Origin of the sequence: Mycobacterium fragae, assembly GCF_002102185.1 — a bacterium.
In the GTDB taxonomy this organism is placed as follows: domain Bacteria; phylum Actinomycetota; class Actinomycetes; order Mycobacteriales; family Mycobacteriaceae; genus Mycobacterium; species Mycobacterium fragae.
On record NZ_LQOW01000016.1, the window covers coordinates 24,886 to 42,195 of the forward strand.

18 protein-coding genes are annotated in these 17,310 nt (G+C 67.3%); 7 read left to right on the forward strand and 11 right to left on the reverse strand.

The genetic code is table 11. From position 1 onward, the window contains the following. Positions 1-86: 86 nt before the first annotated feature. Positions 87-776: an iron-dependent transcriptional repressor DtxR gene (locus AWC06_RS08080; protein WP_085196193.1), complete on the forward strand. Its 690-nt coding sequence runs from the start codon at positions 87-89 to the stop codon at positions 774-776. Here the strand turns inward: AWC06_RS08080 and AWC06_RS08085 are convergent, their stop codons facing one another. Both AWC06_RS08085 and AWC06_RS08090 read right to left on the reverse strand, forming a co-directional pair. Then, a complete protein-coding gene (locus AWC06_RS08085; RefSeq protein ID WP_085196596.1) occupies positions 777-1,832 on the reverse strand; it encodes a DUF4192 domain-containing protein in 1,056 nt (351 codons plus the stop codon). 104 nt (positions 1,833-1,936) lie between these two features. Then, a complete protein-coding gene (locus tag AWC06_RS08090; protein ID WP_085196195.1) occupies positions 1,937-2,731 on the reverse strand; it encodes a trypsin-like serine peptidase in 795 nt (264 codons plus the stop codon). 187 nt (positions 2,732-2,918) lie between these two features. Here AWC06_RS08090 and AWC06_RS08095 point away from each other — a divergent pair, with 187 nt between their 5' ends. The 3 genes from AWC06_RS08095 to AWC06_RS08105 are packed head-to-tail and all read left to right on the forward strand — an operon-like array spanning position 2,919 to position 5,687. After that, a complete protein-coding gene (locus AWC06_RS08095) occupies positions 2,919-3,899 on the forward strand; it encodes a proteasome assembly chaperone family protein (protein WP_085196197.1) in 981 nt (326 codons plus the stop codon). Positions 3,900-3,934: 35 nt separating this feature from the next. Then, on the forward strand, positions 3,935-4,966 hold the full coding sequence (locus tag AWC06_RS08100; protein WP_085196199.1) for an alpha/beta fold hydrolase: 1,032 nt from the start codon (positions 3,935-3,937) through the stop codon (positions 4,964-4,966). Between the two features lie 34 nt (positions 4,967-5,000). Continuing rightward, positions 5,001-5,687: a PhzF family phenazine biosynthesis protein gene (locus AWC06_RS08105; RefSeq protein ID WP_085196201.1), complete on the forward strand. Its 687-nt coding sequence runs from the start codon at positions 5,001-5,003 to the stop codon at positions 5,685-5,687. Between the two features lie 26 nt (positions 5,688-5,713). On the opposite strand, the gene AWC06_RS08110 is transcribed toward AWC06_RS08105, so the two are convergent. The 3 genes from AWC06_RS08110 to AWC06_RS08120 all read right to left on the reverse strand — a co-directional run bounded on the left by AWC06_RS08110 (position 5,714) and on the right by AWC06_RS08120 (position 7,301). Beyond that, the gene (locus AWC06_RS08110; RefSeq protein WP_085196203.1) at positions 5,714-6,199 is read right to left on the reverse strand and encodes a peroxynitrite isomerase; all 486 of its coding nucleotides are present in this window, start codon (positions 6,197-6,199) and stop codon (positions 5,714-5,716) included. A 33-nt stretch (positions 6,200-6,232) separates the two neighbouring features. Beyond that, entirely contained in the window at positions 6,233-6,697 is a 465-nt protein-coding gene (nrdR, locus tag AWC06_RS08115; protein ID WP_085196205.1) for a transcriptional regulator NrdR, read from the reverse strand. Between the two features lie 124 nt (positions 6,698-6,821). Further along, positions 6,822-7,301: a LysM peptidoglycan-binding domain-containing protein gene (locus AWC06_RS08120; RefSeq protein ID WP_085196207.1), complete on the reverse strand. Its 480-nt coding sequence runs from the start codon at positions 7,299-7,301 to the stop codon at positions 6,822-6,824. A 220-nt stretch (positions 7,302-7,521) separates the two neighbouring features. Here AWC06_RS08120 and lexA point away from each other — a divergent pair, with 220 nt between their 5' ends. Further along, complete coding sequence (lexA, locus tag AWC06_RS08125; RefSeq protein ID WP_085196209.1) at positions 7,522-8,220, forward strand: transcriptional repressor LexA; 699 nt, start codon at positions 7,522-7,524, stop codon at positions 8,218-8,220. A 3-nt stretch (positions 8,221-8,223) separates the two neighbouring features. Here lexA and AWC06_RS08130 read toward each other — a convergent pair whose 3' ends face one another. Beyond that, positions 8,224-10,197, reverse strand: a complete 1,974-nt coding sequence (locus tag AWC06_RS08130) for an LGFP repeat-containing protein (protein ID WP_227371144.1) — start codon at positions 10,195-10,197, stop codon at positions 8,224-8,226. Between the two features lie 238 nt (positions 10,198-10,435). On the opposite strand from AWC06_RS08130, the gene AWC06_RS08135 reads away from it, so the two are divergent. Beyond that, complete coding sequence (locus AWC06_RS08135) at positions 10,436-11,623, forward strand: TerC/Alx family metal homeostasis membrane protein (RefSeq protein WP_085196213.1); 1,188 nt, start codon at positions 10,436-10,438, stop codon at positions 11,621-11,623. On the opposite strand, the gene AWC06_RS08140 is transcribed toward AWC06_RS08135, so the two are convergent. Further along, positions 11,620-12,780, reverse strand: coding sequence for an acyl-CoA dehydrogenase family protein (locus tag AWC06_RS08140; RefSeq protein WP_085196215.1), 1,161 nt, complete (start codon positions 12,778-12,780; stop codon positions 11,620-11,622). The two genes, AWC06_RS08135 and AWC06_RS08140, sit on opposite strands and share 4 nt — an antisense overlap. A 93-nt stretch (positions 12,781-12,873) precedes the next feature. On the opposite strand from AWC06_RS08140, the gene AWC06_RS08145 reads away from it, so the two are divergent. Next, the gene (locus AWC06_RS08145) at positions 12,874-13,377 is read left to right on the forward strand and encodes a hypothetical protein (protein WP_085196217.1); all 504 of its coding nucleotides are present in this window, start codon (positions 12,874-12,876) and stop codon (positions 13,375-13,377) included. Here AWC06_RS08145 and hflX read toward each other — a convergent pair. Genes hflX through AWC06_RS08165 form a run of 4 tightly spaced genes read right to left on the reverse strand, consistent with a single transcriptional unit; the run spans position 13,362 to position 17,310 of the window. Next, positions 13,362-14,798 carry a GTPase HflX gene (gene hflX, locus AWC06_RS08150; RefSeq protein WP_085196219.1) on the reverse strand — a complete coding sequence of 479 codons (1,437 nt, stop codon included), beginning with the start codon at positions 14,796-14,798 and terminating at the stop codon, positions 13,362-13,364. The two genes, AWC06_RS08145 and hflX, sit on opposite strands and share 16 nt — an antisense overlap. A 46-nt stretch (positions 14,799-14,844) precedes the next feature. Further along, complete coding sequence (gene dapF, locus AWC06_RS08155; RefSeq protein WP_085196221.1) at positions 14,845-15,717, reverse strand: diaminopimelate epimerase; 873 nt, start codon at positions 15,715-15,717, stop codon at positions 14,845-14,847. Positions 15,718-15,721: 4 nt separating this feature from the next. Beyond that, a complete protein-coding gene (gene miaA, locus AWC06_RS08160) occupies positions 15,722-16,627 on the reverse strand; it encodes a tRNA (adenosine(37)-N6)-dimethylallyltransferase MiaA (RefSeq protein WP_085196223.1) in 906 nt (301 codons plus the stop codon). After that, positions 16,624-17,310, reverse strand: coding sequence for a class III extradiol ring-cleavage dioxygenase family protein (locus AWC06_RS08165; protein WP_085196225.1), 687 nt, complete (start codon positions 17,308-17,310; stop codon positions 16,624-16,626). The genes miaA and AWC06_RS08165 overlap by 4 nt, the downstream gene beginning before the upstream one ends.

A 17,310-nucleotide genomic window follows, 5' to 3' on the forward strand; every position in this document is an offset into this window, starting at 1 on the left:
GCGGCGGGCATACTGCTGCCGGTGGAGTGTTAGCAGACCATTCACCCAGCTGGGCAAGTAGACTCAGCTGCGATGGAGGGTGCGGAATGAACGAGCTGGTTGATACCACCGAGATGTACCTGCGGACGATTTACGACCTCGAAGAAGAGGGCGTAACTCCGCTGCGTGCCCGGATCGCCGAGCGGCTTGACCAGAGCGGGCCCACCGTAAGCCAGACCGTGTCACGGATGGAAAGGGATGGGCTGCTGCATGTGGCCGGCGACCGCCATCTCGAGCTGACCGACAAAGGCCGGGCACTGGCCATCGCGGTCATGCGCAAGCACCGGCTCGCCGAGCGGTTGCTGGTCGACGTCATCGGACTGCCGTGGGAGGACGTGCATGCCGAGGCTTGTCGGTGGGAGCACGTGATGAGCGAGGACGTCGAGCGCCGGCTTGTGCAAGTGCTCAACAACCCGACCACCTCGCCGTTCGGCAACCCGATTCCCGGGCTGTTGGACCTCGGTGTGGAGTCCGGCGCCGAGGACGCCAACCTGGTGCGGTTGACGGAGTTGCCGCCGGGCGGCTCGCCGGTGGCCGTGGTGGTGCGCCAGCTCACCGAACACGTGCAGGGCGACATCGATCTGATCACCCGCCTGAAGGACGCCGGCGTCGTGCCCAACGCACGCGTGACCGTCGAAACCAACCCGGCCGGCGGGGTGACCATCGTGATCCCGGGACACGAGAACGTCAGCCTGCCCCACGAGATGGCCCACGCCGTCAAGGTCGAGAAGGTCTGACTACACGGCTCGCCGGTTGAACGCACGCCGAGGTGGCAGGCGCACGCCCAGCCGCTTGGCCAATCGGTAGCCGGTGAACGCGAGGTCACGGATGCGCTCCGGTCGCAGACCCGACTGCAGGGCGGTATCCAGCATGCCCGCCATCCTGTGCCCGGGTACGCAGCGCAGCGCGGCCTCCAGCGACACCCCGGCCAGCGGCCCGTCGCCGCGGACATAGGCGCTGAACGCCAGCAGCACCAATGCCTCTACCCGCCACGGCTCGGGCAGCCTGCGCGACAGCAGTGCCCACAACGACTCGGCCTCGTCGGCGTTTTGGCCGACCGCAAGGGCATACAGCGTGTCGCGCACCTGCACGTCGGCCAGCGCACAGCCCAGCTTGGCCAGCTCCGCATCGGAGAGCTGCTGCCCGTCGGCGACCCGGGCGGCGGCAGCCATGGCGTCTTCGACGTCGCGACGGGCGCACCCGTCGGGATCTGCCCGATGGGCGACCTCACGTGACGCGGCGTGTTCGCCGACCACAGCGGCCAACTCGGCACTAGCGGCGTCGTCGGCCGCGATGACGGCCTGCAGGTCGGCGCGCCGGGCGTAAAGGCGCCGACCGTCCAGCACGGCGGCCATCGCCAGCGGTGACGCCGACGGGTCATCGACGCGACCGCCCGACCCACAGCCGTCAACGCAGTGCCAGCGGCCCCCGGCAGCCACCCGGTCCACCACGTGCGCGGCCCACAGCACGATGTCGCGTCGCGACAACTCCTCAGCGAGCGCCGAACAGAGCTCCCGGTATTCGTCGTTGCACATCGGGCAGCCGGCGCCGTCGGCGTCGACGACCACGGCGACGGCAGCCTCGGGCTCGGCGGCCGCGGCGATCTCGGCGAGGCGCCCGATTCCGTCGGCCAGGGCCCGCGACAGGTCGACGCGCATGACCGAGCCCAGCTCACCGTCGTCTATCGAGACCAGCACCAGCGACTTCTCCGGCACGAAACCCAACACTGCCGGTAGCGCGCCGATCAGGGCGCCGGGGCGATTCAGTTCAAAGTCTTCTCGATGCGTTGTCATGAGGCGAACGCTGTCAACGCCCACCGTCAGACGGCAGACACCCTGGATGGCCGAGCGGCCGGGCTGTGGATGAAGCCGCAACTGTGCAGTAAGCGCCCGAATGGTCAGCACTCGTCGTCGAAGGCAGCCGGCGGCACGTCGCCCGGGCCGCCCGCCTCGGCGCGCGTCAAAAGCTCCGCGACGTGCTCGTCGAATGGCGCTGAGTAGGAAAGGTTTTCGGCGCAGCCGCCGCCGTGGAGACCTCCGATCACCCCGACGACGCTGGATCCGCTGATCCACGGCGCGCCGCTGGTGCCGTCGGCCAGCCCGGCACACGGCAGCTCGGGATAACCGTCGACGGTTCGAACGTTGGCCTGGCATCCGATCGGCGTACCGCCGACGCCGGCCAGGTAGGCGATGACGCTCACCGAGCTGCCCGCCGCCGGTGCAGCACCCAGCGACAGCGCCGAGCCGACCTGCGCCTCGATCGATCCGCCCTCGGCCCGGCTGACCCGCACGATCGCATAGTCGGCCTGCGGATCCTTGGCGCTCACCCAGCGCGGATCCAGATACACCTGGTCAACCGTCCACGTATGGGCGGGGTCGGCCTGGCCGGCAAAACCCGGAACGATGGCGGTCGCGATGCCAGGACCCAGACAATGCGCAGCGGTCAGCGCCAAGTCTCCCGCAGCCGAATGCAACACCGAGCCCGTGCATCCGTGCAGGTCGCTGCCGCCGAAGAAAATCGCGCCCACCCGCGGGTCGGGATGCGCCGGCCCGGCGACGATCCGGTTCGCAAAACCGACGACCGGCTTTTGGGGTCGCGTGGTAACCGGTGCGGAATCCGGCCGTTGCCCACAGGCCGTCATCGACATGCACAAACCGACCGCCAAGCTAACTGCCGCTGCCAGAATGCGCATCGCTGTCGATGATGCCCGATCGTGTGGACCTCGAAACGGGTACCCGTCCGGAATGCGGCCTACAGCGGCCGCGTTTTCGAACATATCGGCACGCGGACCCCTCAGCGGGTCCGGTATCAGCAGCCCGCCGATTTGAGAGACACTATTGGGCACGGTGCGACACGCGCCGTGGCGAGGAGGCAACACCATGGGTGAGAACCAGCCCCCGGACCGGGAGCGGCACTACCAGCGCGAGCAGGACGGGATGTACGAACTGGAGTTCCCGGCGCCGCAGCTGTCGTCGGCGGATGGCCGTGGCCCGGTGTTGGTGCACGCTTTGGAAGGTTTTTCCGACGCCGGCCACGCGATCCGGCTGGCCGCCAGGCACCTCAAGGACACGCTGGACACCGAGCTGGTGGCGTCGTTCGCCATCGACGACCTGCTGGACTACCGGTCACGCCGGCCGTTGATGACGTTCAAGACCGATCACTTCACCAACTACGACGATCCCGAACTGAGCCTCTATGCCCTGCATGACAGTGTCGGTACGCCGTTTCTGCTGCTGGCCGGCATGGAGCCGGACCTGAGGTGGGAGCGATTCGTCGGCGCAGTGCGGCTGTTGGCCGAGCGTCTGGGCGTGCGGCAGACCATCGGCCTGGGCACCATCCCGATGGCGGTTCCGCACACCCGCCCGGTGACGATGACGGCGCACTCCAACAACCGAGAGCTGATCAGCGACTTCACGCCGTGGATCGCCGAGGTGCAGGTGCCGGGTAGCGCGTCGAACCTGCTGGAATACCGGATGGCCCAGCACGGCCACGAGGTCGTCGGGTTCACCGTGCACGTCCCGCACTACCTGGCGCAGACCGACTATCCGGCCGCCGCGCAGGCACTTTTGGAGCAGGTCGCCAAGACCGGATCGCTGCAGTTCCCGCTGAAGGCGCTGGAAGAGGCCGCCTCGGACATTCAGGCCAAAATCGATGAGCAGGTCGAGGCCAGCACAGAGGTCGCTCAAGTGGTGGCGGCGCTGGAGCGCCAGTACGATGCCTTCATTGCCGCGCAGGAGAACCGGTCGCTGCTGTCGCGGGATGAAGATCTGCCTAGCGGTGACGAGCTCGGCGCGGAGTTCGAGCGATTCCTCGCGCAGCAGGCGGAGAAGAAGAAGTTCGACGACGACGACCGGACCTGAGCGCCCTCACCGGGCCCGATAGCGAAGTTGGCGACATGACAGCAACGATCGGGCGACGGCCAGCCCTGCGCCCGGTGCGGGAAGTCACACCCACACTGCAGTTCCGAACCATCCACGGCTATCGGCGGGCCTTCCGGATCGCCGGCTCGGGCCCGGTGATCCTGCTGATCCACGGCATCGGCGACAACTCGACAACCTGGGCGACCGTGCAAGCCAAGCTCGCGCAGCGGTTCACCGTCATCGCCGTCGACCTGCTGGGCCACGGTCAGTCGGACAAACCGCGCGCGGACTATTCGGTCGCCGCCTATGCCAACGGGATGCGGGATCTGCTGTCGGTCCTCGACATCGAGCGGGTCACCGTGGTCGGACACTCGCTCGGCGGTGGGGTCGCGATGCAGTTCGCGTACCAGTTCCCTCAGCTGGTCGAGCGGCTGGTCCTGGTCGGCTCCGGCGGCGTCACCAAGGACGTCAACATCGTGTTGCGCTTGGCTTCGTTGCCGATGGGGAGCGAGGCGCTGGCGTTGCTGCGGCTGCCGCTGATGCTGCCGGCCGTGCAGATCGCCGGACGCGCAGCCGGCATCGTGTTGGGGTCAACCCGGCTGGGCCGCGACCTGCCCGACGTGATGCGGGTGCTGGCCGACTTACCGGAGCCGATGGCCTCGGCGGCGTTCACCCGGACGCTGCGGGCGGTGGTCGACTGGCGCGGTCAGATGGTCACCATGCTGGACCGATGTTATTTGACGCAGTCCGTTCCGGTGCAAATCATTTGGGGCACAGAGGATGTGGTGGTTCCCGTCAGCCACGCCCGGATGGCCCACGCCGCGATGCCGGGTTCCCGATTGGAGATCTTCGAGAACTCCGGCCACTTCCCCTTCCACGACGACCCCGACCGGTTCATCGAAGTCGTCGAGCGATTCATCGACACCACCGAGCCCGCCGAACACGACCCGACGGCGCTGCGCGAGTTGCTTCGCACCGGAGGCGGTGAGCGCACGGTCTCCGGGCCGGTCGACACCCGCGCTGCCGTGTTGAGTGCGATGGGTTCCGACGAGCGCAGCGCCACCTGATCGTCGCGCCTGGCCGACCCCGTACAGTCGGCTCATGAGCATCGATGTGACGGTGTTGCGCGTTTTCACCGACTCAGAGGGCAACTTCGGAAATCCACTCGGCGTGGTCGATGCCAGTACCGTTCAAACCCAGGATCGTCAGCGTCTGTCAAGCCAATTGGGTTACAGCGAAACCGTTTTCGTCAATCTGCCCGCACCCGGGTCGACCACGGCGTACGCGCGCATCTACACGCCGATGACCGAACTCGCCTTCGCCGGTCACCCGGCGGTGGGCGTGTCGTGGTGGCTGCGGCAACGGGGCACGCCGATCCGCACCCTGCAGCTGCCGGCCGGCATCGTGCAGGTGAGCTACGACGACGACGTCACCGCCATCAGCGCACGCTCGGAGTGGGCGCCCGAGCTCGCGATCCACGACCTCGAGTCGGTCGACGAACTCGCCGCCGCCAGTCCCGCCGACTTTCCCGACGACATCCAGCACTACCTGTGGACCTGGACCGACCAGTCGACGGGGTCGCTGCGCTCGCGTATGTTCGCGCCCGGCCTGGGTGTGCCCGAAGACGAAGCCACCGGATCCGCCGCCGTGCGAATCACCGACTACCTCAGCCGCGACCTGACCATCACTCAGGGCAAGGGCTCGGTGATCCAAACCACCTGGAACCCGGAGGGCTGGGTTCGCGTAGCCGGTCGCGTCGTCAACGACGGTGTGACGCACTTCGTCTGATCGTTTTCTCGCCCAACGTCGAGTTGTCAGCCTTTGCGATGCAACACCGCGGCAAGGTGATGCTGCAGCGGTTGTCCGACTGCACCCATTTGCAACGAGTACGACAGCTCGTCGCCGTCGAGCCGGAAACGTCGGCCCAGCGCGGTCACCTCTTTGGCCGTCGGCGTCAGACCGATCTGGGACGCAGTCAATTCCAGTTCGATCACAGCGCCATCGGCCGTGTAGGTCCCCACCTCGATTTCGGTGATCCCGCTCGGGTGGGCGAGCACCAGTTCGACGTGGCCCGGTTGCGGCACCCGCAGATAGCCCGTCTCGGCGTGCAATGGCTTGCCGTCACTGGCCGCTTTCGTTTTTTGGCCGTAGACCAGAAACGGCTTGCCCACATGGGAAAAGACGACTTCCTCGAGGTAGTCGAAGGGCTCGATGGTCGGGTATTTCCCCGAACCACGACCCGACCACGTTCCCAGCAGAGGTGCGAGTGCTTCGACGTCGGGATGCAGGGCGGGCGGCATGCGGTCAGCCTAAAGCGCTGTCGCTGCGGCCGGTCATCCGGGCGCGGAGACCTTGCGGTGGGCGCGCAGCGCCTCGATCTCACGCTCGAAATCGTCTGCGGAGGAAAAGGACCGGTACACCGAGGCGAATCGAAGATAGGCAACCTCGTCGAGTTCGCGCAGCGGCCCGAGGATGGCCAGCCCGACCTCATGGCTGGGCACTTCCGGCGACCCCTTCGCGCGCACGGTGTCTTCGACCTGCTGGGCCAGTAGGTTCAGCGCGTCGTCGTCGACCTGGCGGCCCTGACATGCCCGCCGCACACCGCTGACGACCTTTTCCCGGCTGAACGGCTCGGTGACACCGCTGCGCTTGACCACCGCCAACACTGCGGTTTCGACCGTGGTGAACCGTCGCCCGCACTCAGGGCATGACCGTCGGCGCCGGATCGCCTGGCCTTCGTCGGTCTCCCTCGAGTCGACCACCCGGGAATCGGGATTGCGACAGAACGGACAGTGCATGGCCGCTCCTTCGCCGCGCTGCCAACGGGATACCTCAGACCATCCCGAGAGTACCTGCGCACTCCCCCGCAGGCCTAGCGTCGTCGGAAGCGGCTGGCGCGGTTCGCGGTACACGGCGAAACCGTCAGCCCACGGGCGCAATCAGCGTCTGGCCCGCGGTCACCGTCGCCGAGTCCAGCCCGTTGAGTTCCCGGATGCGTTCGGTGACCTGACCGGTCGGCGCGTCCGGCGCCACCCGAATGGCCAAGTGCTGCAGCGTCTCTCCCGGCTCGACGCGCACCACGGCCAGGCGGTCGGGGACGTGGCCCGTCGGCTGCTCGGAGCCGCCCCGAAGCGCCTCCCCGAACTGCGCGACCAGCCCGAGCCACACGGTGATCAATGCGGCGAGCAGGGCCAGCCCCACAGTGGTCGCCGGCGTTATCGGCCGGGGCCGATGTGGCGCCGTCGACATCAACACGCCCGTACCGCGATAGCGCGGCCGCGCACATGCCGGCCTCGACGGCCGGGGTCCCTGAGGTGCGATGCGGCCAGGACGGGCCGCCGGACGCAGCTGAACCGGGCGGCTACGGACCGGCGCCGCGGGGATGGTCTGGATGAGTGCCATGTGCGTTCTCCCGTCGAGTCGTGGTCGATCACCTGTTCGAACTATAATCGACAATGCGTTCGAATTCCGAACATGTGATCGATTTGTTGCACGCGCTCCAGAGGGTACGGCACGGCACCGACAAACCCCGCTGGGTCAGCGGCTGCTCACCGCGGAGCCGACACGACACACCTCGAACACATGTTTGATATCACGGCGCAATGCGACTACATTCGGCCGTATGAGCGATAGCAGCGATAACCCGGACACCGGGGCCGGCCGGACGCGATCTGCGGATTCCGGGCTGACCGAACGGCAGCGCACCATTTTGAACGTCATCCGCGCCTCGGTCACAAGTCGCGGCTATCCGCCGAGCATCCGGGAAATCGGGGATGCGGTCGGTTTGACGTCGACGTCCTCAGTGGCGCACCAACTGCGCACCCTGGAACGCAAAGGCTATCTGCGCCGGGACCCGAATCGCCCTCGCGCGGTCGACGTCCGCGGCGCCGACGAGAGTGCCGGGCCCACCGTTCTCACCGACGTCTCGGGCTCAGATGCGTTGCCGGAGCCCACTTTTGTGCCCGTGCTGGGGCGCATCGCGGCAGGCGGCCCGATCCTGGCCGAGGAAGCCGTCGAAGATGTTTTCCCGTTGCCCCGGGAGCTGGTCGGTGAGGGCGCCCTGTTTTTGCTCAGGGTGGTCGGTGACTCCATGGTCGACGCGGCGATCTGCGACGGGGACTGGGTGGTCGTACGTCAGCAGAACGTCGCCGACAACGGCGACATCGTGGCCGCGATGATCGATGGAGAAGCCACCGTAAAGACGTTCAAGCGCACCGGCGGTCAGGTTTGGCTGATGCCGCACAACCCCGCCTTCGATCCCATCCCGGGTAACGACGCTGCCGTGCTCGGCAAGGTTGTCACCGTGATCCGCAAGGTCTGACGGCTAGCCCGCCCTGGTGAATCCGTTGGCTCGCGCGATTTCTTCGCTGGCGAACCAGATTTCGGCAAGCGTGTCGTGGTACAGGGCGCTGTCGGGCATGTAGTAGAGACCGAAACTGGCGTTGGCCTTGACGGGGTATCCGTCCGGCACCTGGTACGGGTCATCGAGGGGAAGGTGGATCGCCAGCTGGCCGGGCTGCAGGGGCGCAGCGGCAGCGACGGGAACCTCCTCGTCAGCGGTCTCCACCGCCGCGTGCCGCCCCGTCCTCAGTTCAGGCTCCGTCGGGATCCGGGTGGGCGCGGTGTCCACCGCGTCGGGATCTTCCTCGACCTCTTGGTCCAAGTCGGAAGGCTCTGAGACGTCGGCGATTTCGTCGGCTCGCGGCTCGTCGGCCAGGTCGGCGCGAGTCGGTGACATCCATTCGCTCTCGGGCTCTCTGGGCGGGCCCAACTGAACACGTCGGGACGGCCCGCGGTAGTCCCTCGAGAGCCTGGACGTGGCGAGGTCGTCGTCGCTATCCGGTGACCACTGTGGGACGGACTCGGTGACGGCCTCGTAGCCGGCCTCGTCGTGATAGTCGGGCTCGAGGGCGTCGGCGGTGGCCGCAGCACGACGAGCGCGGGCGCGACGTCGACCTCGCCGCCACATCGGCAGCAAAATGAGGGCCAGCGCGATCAGCAGCAGCACCGCGATACCGACCGCCAACCACCACCAGGGCCAGCTCTGCGGAGTGCCCGTGCCCGCGGTCGACGTCGCATTTGCCGGCGTCTTCTGCCCCGGCACCTGCAGCCCGGACAACGACGACGCCAAATTCGCCGGTTCGGTGCTGAACGTGTTGTTCGCCTTGTTCCAGGTGATCTGGCCGCCGGCGAACTTCTGCGCGACGACGTCGCGGTCGGTTGTCTGATCGTCGACCGGCGCGCCTAGTTTGGCCTTCGGTCCGCCGAGTTTGTCCCACGCGGCCCTGATGGCGCCGCGGACGACAAACGCGCCGTGGTTGGACGTCCAGAAGATCACCGGGTTGTCGGCGGCGGAGAAGGTGGCGATCCGGCTGGCCGGCTCGATGCCGCCGTCCACCTCATTTGCGGTCGGAAATCCGAGATCGCTGCCGACCGGTCCGCCGAGCGACTCGTATTTGGCCAGGACGTCGCTTTCCAGGGCGTTGGCGCCGGTGGCGGGGCTGAAGAAGACCTTGCCGCCGGCGAAGTTCTGGCCCAGTCCGTCGCCGACTTGATACTGCCCGCCTTGCTTGGCGCCCAGCGGGCCGGACGTCCCGCCGGCCGCGCGCCATGCCAGGTTGATGGCCGCGGTCGGGTCGGTGGGAACCTGCACCGCGGTCAGCTGCTGCGCCAGCTCGGGTGGAACTGTGGTGAACGCCTTGGTAACCCGGTTCCATGACACCCGGCCGCGGCTGAACGCCTGGGTGTCGACTTCGCCCTCGTAGGTCTCGTCGCTGACCGGGACGCCCAATGCCCCTCCGGAGCTGCCCAGTTTGTCCCATGCGGCGTTGATCGCGCCGCGCACCACGAATGCCCCGTGCGCAGACGTCCAGAAGATCACCGGCTTATCGCTGGCCGAGAACGTACTGGCCCGGCTGTCGGGCCCGGCCAACCCGGGCGCCATGTCGATGGTCGGAAAGCCCAGGTCGCTACCGGCCGGCCCGCCCAAGGCCTCGTATTTGTCCAACACCGGGCCCGACATCGATTTGGCGCCGGTGGCCGGGGTGAAGAACATCTTGCCGCGGGCGAAGTCTTGGGCAAACCCGGCGCCGACCGGGTACACATCGCCGTGCTTCGCGCCGAGATCCGAGTCGTCGCCGCCGGCGTGCTTCCATGCCGCGGTGATCGCGTCGTCGGCCTCGCTCGCCGGAGACGCCGACGCAGCGGGCGCCAACAAGACCATTCCCGCCGCCAGGGTCACCAGACTGAGCGCTGCACGTCCCACAGCGGTGCGCATTCGACCTCGCTGCCCTTTCACCACACCTCCCGGCGGCTGCCGCATACCCCGTCTGTGGCCGTGTCTATTCGTTCGGACGGGCACAACTCTGCTCCAGCCAACGACTATTGCAAAGGCATACCGCAGACATTACGGAAACGGATATCGAGCCGATGTCGAAATGATGCCCGCCACCGTTATGTCGTGCTCCATCCGTCCCGTCGTGCGTTACCGTGCCGAATAGAGCCACGCGAGCGACGCGGTGAGGAACTGAGCTGACATGGGGGATTCCGGACTGGTCTGGACGGTGATACTCGCCGTCATCGCAGGGCTCGTGTTGTTCGACTACCTATTCCACGTTCGCGAGACACACACCCCGACGTTGCGCGAAGCAGCGGTGTGGTCGACGACTTACATCGTGATTGCGATCCTGTTCGGCGTCGGCGTATGGATTTTCGACAGCGCTAGCATGGCCGTCGAATTTTTCGCCTGCTATATCAGCAACGAAGCGCTTTCGGTAGACAATCTCTTCGTCTTTCTGGTCATCATCAGTAGCTTCGCCGTTCCCCGGATCGCGCAGCAAAAAGTGCTGTTATTCGGCATTGTGCTTGCGCTGGTTGCGCGCACGGGATTCATTTTCGTCGGCGCGGCGATCATCACGATCTTCGATTGGGCGTTCTACCTGTTCGGCCTGATCTTGCTGATCACGGCCGGCAACCTCGCCAAACCCTCGGAGTCGGAGGGCCTCACCGCGGATACGATGCTCATTCGCATCGCCCGGCGGACACTTCGCACCTCGCAAAACTACGACGGCGACCGGCTGTTCACCGTCGAGAACGGCCGCCGGGTGATGACACCGATGCTGCTCGTCATGATCGCGGTCGGCGGGACCGATCTGTTGTTCGCCTTCGACTCGATCCCGGCGCTCTTCGGCCTGAGCCAGAATGTCTACCTGGTGTTTTCCGCCACCGCGTTGTCGCTGCTGGGTCTGCGCCAACTGTATTTCTTGATCGATGGGCTGCTGGACCGGCTGGTGTTTCTGTCCTATGGCCTGGCGGCGATTCTGGCCTTCATCGGAGTGAATCTCATGCTGCAGGCGCTGCACGAGAACAACATTCCGTTCATCAACGGCGGCAACCCGGTACCGGTCGGGGAAGTGAGCACGACGTTGTCGTTGACGGTGATCATCGCCATCCTCATCATCACGACGCTGACGTCGTTGTTGTCCGCGCGCGGGCGAGCGCAGAACGCCGTCGCCGGAGCACGCCGGCATGCGATGGAATACCTCAACCTCGACTACGAGGCCGACCCCGCCGAGCGGGAGAAGATCTTCGCCCGGCTGGTGGCCGAGGAAGACCAGATCACAGCGCTACCAACGAAATACCGGACGAGAATCCGCAAAGAGAAAGAGCTGACGGAGCTACTCGAGCGAGCCCACCGGGCCCACGACGCCCACCGGCCCGGTTAGACGCCGAGGCCCCGGCCGATGATCTCCTTCATGATCTCGGTGGTGCCGCCGTAGATCGTCTGCACCCGCGCGTCGAGATACGCCCGGGCGACGGTGTATTCGCGCATGTAGCCGTAGCCGCCGTGCAATTGCAGGCAGCGATCGATCAGATGCACCTGCTTTTCCGTCGAGTACCACTTGGCCATCGCGGCCTGCTCGGCCGACAGCTTCTCCTCGAGATGCAGCCGGATGAACTCGTCGACCATGATCCGGACCACGGTGGCTTCCGTCGCCAACTCGGCCAGCAGGAACCTGCTGTTCTGGAAACTGCCGATCGGCCTGCCGAAAGCCTTGCGCTCCTTGGTGTATTGCAGGGTCTGCTCCAGCATGACCTCCATGGCGGTGGCGGCCATGATCGCGATCGAAATCCGTTCCTGCGGCAGGTTCTGCATGAGGTAGATGAAACCCTTGCCCTCCTCACCGAGCAGGTTCTCGACGGGGACTTTCACGTCGGTGAATGACAGCTCGGCGGTGTCCTGCGCGTCCAGGCCGATCTTGTCCAGGTGACGGCCGCGCTCGAACCCCTCCATGCCTCGTTCGACCACCAGGAGCGAAAAGCCTTGTGCGCCTGCGTCGGGATCGGTCTGCGCCACCACGATCACCAGATCGGAGTTGATGCCGTTGGTGATGAATGTCTTCGATCCGTTGAGCACGTAATGGTCGTCGTGTTTGACCGCGCGGGTTTTGATGCCCTGCAAGTCGCTGCCGGTGCCCGGCTCGGTCATCGCGATCGCCGTGATCAGCTCCCCGGTGCAGAACTTGGGCAGCCAGCGTTGCTTTTGCTCGTCGTTGGCCAGCCGCAGCAGGTAGGGCGCCACCACGTCGTTGTGCAGGCCGAAGCCGATACCGCTGTAGCGGCCCGCGGTGGTCTCCTCGGTGATGATCGTGTTGTAGCGAAAGTCGGGGTTGCCGCCACCGCCGTATTCTTCGGGGACCGCCATGCCAAGGAAGCCCTGCTTCCCGGCCTCCAGCCACACCCCGCGGTCGACGATCTTCGCCTTCTCCCATTCCTCGTGGTAGGGGGCGACGTGGCGGTCGAGGAAAGCCCGGTAGGACTCGCGGAACAATTCATGCTCGGGTTCGAACAGCGTGCGCTGATAGTTGACGGCGCTACCCATGGCTGACCTCCGGCGGATGGGACTCTGCCGCCCAAGATATACCAACCGGATGGTTGGGCGGCCCGGGGCAGGACTCCGACCTACAGTCGGCCCATGGACGAGACGATCCTGGTCGCCGAACGCGGGCAGATGCTCGAGTTCTCTTTCTCCGACATGCTCTGTTACGCCGGCCCGTACTCACCTGCCGGCGTGGCCACTGCGTTCAAGGCCATGCAGCGGGCGTTCGCGCTGCTCTCCCCCAACCAGCCGCCCCAACGGCGCTCGGTCGTCATCCGCACCGCATTCCAGGGGCCGGGGGCACGCGACGGGTTCGAAGCCGTTACCCGTGCGGTGACCGACGGTCGATATACCGTCGATCCCGCCCTGGCGCGCCCCGACCGCGGGCGGCTGCTGCAAAGCTTCGTCTTCCAGATCGCCATCGCCGATCGTGCAGCAACGCTGCTGCTGCGAAACGGCTACGTCACCAGCGAATTCATCGACCTCGCCGGCAAACCCGACCGCAACCAGGCCGAAGAGACGCGCCTCGACCAGTTGAAGGCCCAGTTGGCGCAGGCACTATTGGCGGCGCCCGCCGAGGACGTCTACGACGTCGACTGATCGCCGTTGGTCGCAAATGCTCGCAGACTCGCGGCCAGCGCCACCGGCACCCGGGCCCTGATCCGAGTCCCGTCGGTGTTGTGCTCGGAATGCTGCACCCGGCCGTCGGAGTGCACGCGGGACACCAGATCACCACGGTCGTAGGGGATCACCACGTCGACGGCGGTGTCGGTCGGGACGGCCAGTTCGGCCATCCGCCGGCGCAGCGCCTCGATGCCCTCCCCGGTGCGCGCCGAGACGAACAACGCGCCGGGCAACGCGCGCCGCAGTTTGGCCAGCGCCAAATCGCTTGCGGCATCGACCTTGTTGACCACCAACAGCTCCGGCGCCGGATCCCCGTGGTGGTCGGCGATCACTTCGGAGAGCACTTGACGCACGGCGCTGATCTGGGCAAGCGGATTGGCGTCGGACCCGTCGACGACGTGCACCAGCAGATCGGCGTCGACGACCTCCTCCAGTGTCGAACGAAAAGCCTCGACCAGCTGGGTGGGCAGGTGCCGGACGAAGCCGACGGTATCGCTGACGACAAACGCTCGCCCATCCTCGAACCGGCCCCGGCGGGTCGTCGGCTCCAGGGTCGCGAACAACGCGTCCTGCACCAGCACCCCGGCGCCGGTCAGCGCGTTCAGCAGGCTGGACTTGCCCGCATTCGTGTAACCGACGATCGCGATCGACGGCACATCGCTGTGCAGCCGGCGGCTGCGCTGGGTGTCGCGGACCTGCTTCATGCCCTTGATGTCGCGCCGCAATTTGGCCATCCGTTCGCGGATGCGCCGGCGGTCGGTCTCGATCTTGGTCTCACCGGGGCCGCGCAGACCCACGCCGCCGGTGCTGCCGCCGGCCCGGCCACCGGCCTGCCGGGACATCGACTCACCCCAGCCTCGCAGCCGCGGCAGCATGTACTCCATTTGCGCCAGCGACACTTGGGCCTTGCCCTCCCGGCTGGTGGCGTGCTGGGCGAAGATGTCCAGGATCAGCGCCGTGCGGTCGACGACTTTGACCCTGACCGCCTTCTCCAGCGCAGTCAGCTGCGCAGGAGACAGCTCGCCGTCGCAGATGACGGTGTCGGCTCCGGTGGCCAGCACCACCTCGCGCAGCTCTTGCGCTTTGCCGGAGCCGATGTAGGTCGACGGATCCGGTTTGTCGCGGCGCTGAATGAGCCCTTCGAGCACTTGCGAGCCGGCGGTTTCGGCCAATGCGGCCAACTCGGCCAGACTGGCCGCGGCGTCGGCGGCGCTGCCCTCGGTCCACACGCCGACAAGCACCACACGCTCGAGGCGCAGCTGCCGGTACTCGACCTCGGAAATGTCGGCAAGCTCGGTGGACAGCCCGGCGACCCTGCGCAGCGCCGACCGGTCGTCGAGGGCTAGCTCGCCAGTACTGGGATCTGAGACCTGATGGGGGAATTCGGGAAATGTCATAGGCAATAACCGATGGTGCACGCCGAAGGGCCGACGCGCATCCGAATTAACGCTGTTGTCCGCGCCACCATTCCTCGCTGAGTTCGCCGTGGGCGACCAGCACGGACGGCCCGCGCAGGTAGCTGGTGGCCTCGGTGATGGTGACGACGACTTCGCCGCCGGGGATGCGTACCTCCAGCGTGCCGGTGCTCGCGCCGCCCCAGGCCAGCGCAGCGACGGCGGCGGCGACGGTTCCTGTTCCGCAGGAGCGGGTTTCGCCGACACCCCGCTCGTGTACCCGCATCCTCACCGCACCGCCGTGCGGCGCGGTGAGGATTTCCACGTTGACCCCGTCGGGGAACTGGTCACGGTCGAACGAGACCGGTGCGCCGACGTCGAGGGCGGCCAACTCCTCGGCGGTCAAGTCGGCGTCGACGCACGCCAGGTGCGGGTTGCCGACGTCGATCGCCAGGCCCGCGAACGGCCGCCCGCCGACGATGGCTTCCCCGACCCCGAGCTCATTGGTCTTTCCCATCTCCACGCTGACGTCGGCGTGGGTGGCGTCCGCGCGGTGCAGGACGACCGGTCGGGGGCCGGCCAGCGACCCGACGACGAACTCATCCCGCGACTCCAGGCCGCTGGCACGCAAGTAATGCGCGAACACCCGCGCTCCGTTGCCGCACATCTGTGCGGTCGATCCGTCGGCATTGCGGTAGTCCATGTACCAGTCCTCGGGACCCACGCCGTCGGGCACACGGTCGAGCACCCCCGCCTCCAAGGCTGCGCCCGCGGTGGTGATCCGCAGCACCCCGTCGGCGCCGATCCCGCGGCGACGGTCGCACAACGCGACCACCCTCGCCGGCGTCAGCGCCAGCTCGGCATCCAGGTCGCGCAGCAGCACGAAGTCGTTCTGGGTGCCGTGGCCTTTCGCGAAGATCACCTGCTCAGGATACGTGCCGCCACGCTGCCATTGCTTCGTCCGCGAGCCCGGGAGCGGTGGCGTCGAGCCAACGGATCCGGTGGTCGCGACGAAACCACGACCGTTGGCGTCGCACATAGCGGCGGGTGCCGATGAACGTCGGTTCCCGGGCGCCGTCGCCAGTGCCGCCCGCGTCGAGGTCGGCGATCACCTGCGCGTACCCCAGTGCCCGTGAGGCGGTGACGCCCTCGCGCAATCCGCGGGCCAGCAGCGTGGTGACCTCGCCGACCAGTCCCTGCTTGAACATGGTTTCGGTGCGCTCGCTCAACCGTTGGTCGAGAAGCTCTGTGGCGCAATCCAACCCGATGATCGCGGCGTCCCAGCGTGGCGCGCCGATCGCCGGCGCCGACGCGGCGAACGGCTGCCCGGTGAGCTCCACCACCTCCAAAGCGCGCACGATGCGCCGAGCGTCGGTCGGCAGGATCGACGTCCCGGCCGCCGGATCGCGGCGGGCCAGCTCGGCGTGCAGCTGTGCCGGGCCGACCTCGGCGAGCCGCTGCTCCCATTTGGCACGCACCGACGGATCGGTCGCCGGAAACGACCAGTCGTCCAGCAGCGATTGCAGGTAGAGCATCGACCCGCCGACGATGACCGGCACCGCACCGCGGGCGGCGATCGCCTCGACGTCGTCGGCGGCGGCGCGCTGATAGCGGGCGACGGTCGCGGTCTCGGTGACGTCGAGGACGTCGAGCTGGTGATGCGGAATGCCGCGGCGCTGCCCGACGGGTAGTTTCGCGGTACCGATATCCATGCCGCGGTAGAGCTGCATCGCGTCGGCGTTCACGACTTCGCCGCCGAGCCGCTCGGCCACGTCGAGCGCAAGCTGCGATTTGCCGGTGCCGGTCGGCCCGACGATCGCCAGCGGCCTCACGGCTGCCAGACGCCGACGAAGTACCCGACACCGTACGGTGCCGCGCGGAGCAGCTCCTTGGCCGACCGCGGCGCCGGCTCGACCAGACCCGCCAGCACCTGGAATGCAACCCGTCCGACGACCTGCCCCGGCAGCCGGCTCAAGGCGGCGACGTCACCGCTGGCCAGCGCATCGTCGAGGGCGAGCTGAACCTCGATGTCGTCGGGCCGGTATCCGCCGGGAGCGCCCGCGGTCAGGGTCGTGGCGCCGTCGGCGACGACCAATACGCCGATCGGCTCCGCCACCCGGTCGATCGCGGCCCGCAGCTGCCGGCCGCGGGCCTGTGCAGCATCGGTGTCGAGATCGGCGGAGTAGACCCGCACTTCGGCACGCGCATCGGGTTGCGCCTGCCCGCGCACCCAGCCGGTGAACAACGCGCACAGCGGTAACTCGACCGGTTGACCGGAGTGGCCGGGCGACAACCGCACCCTGACGTCGGCGCCGAAGCCCGCGAACGTGCCGAGGCTTTCCGGACCGAACACGCCGTCGGCGAGCCCAACGCCGACCGCGACCCACCGCGGCGGCAGCGAGGTAGCGGCGGCGACCACGGCCGCCCGCAGTTCGGCCACCTCGGCGGCCGCTGCACCGGCGAGTTCGGGGACCAGAACCGGCGCGGACGGAACGATCGCGATGGCGCTCAACAC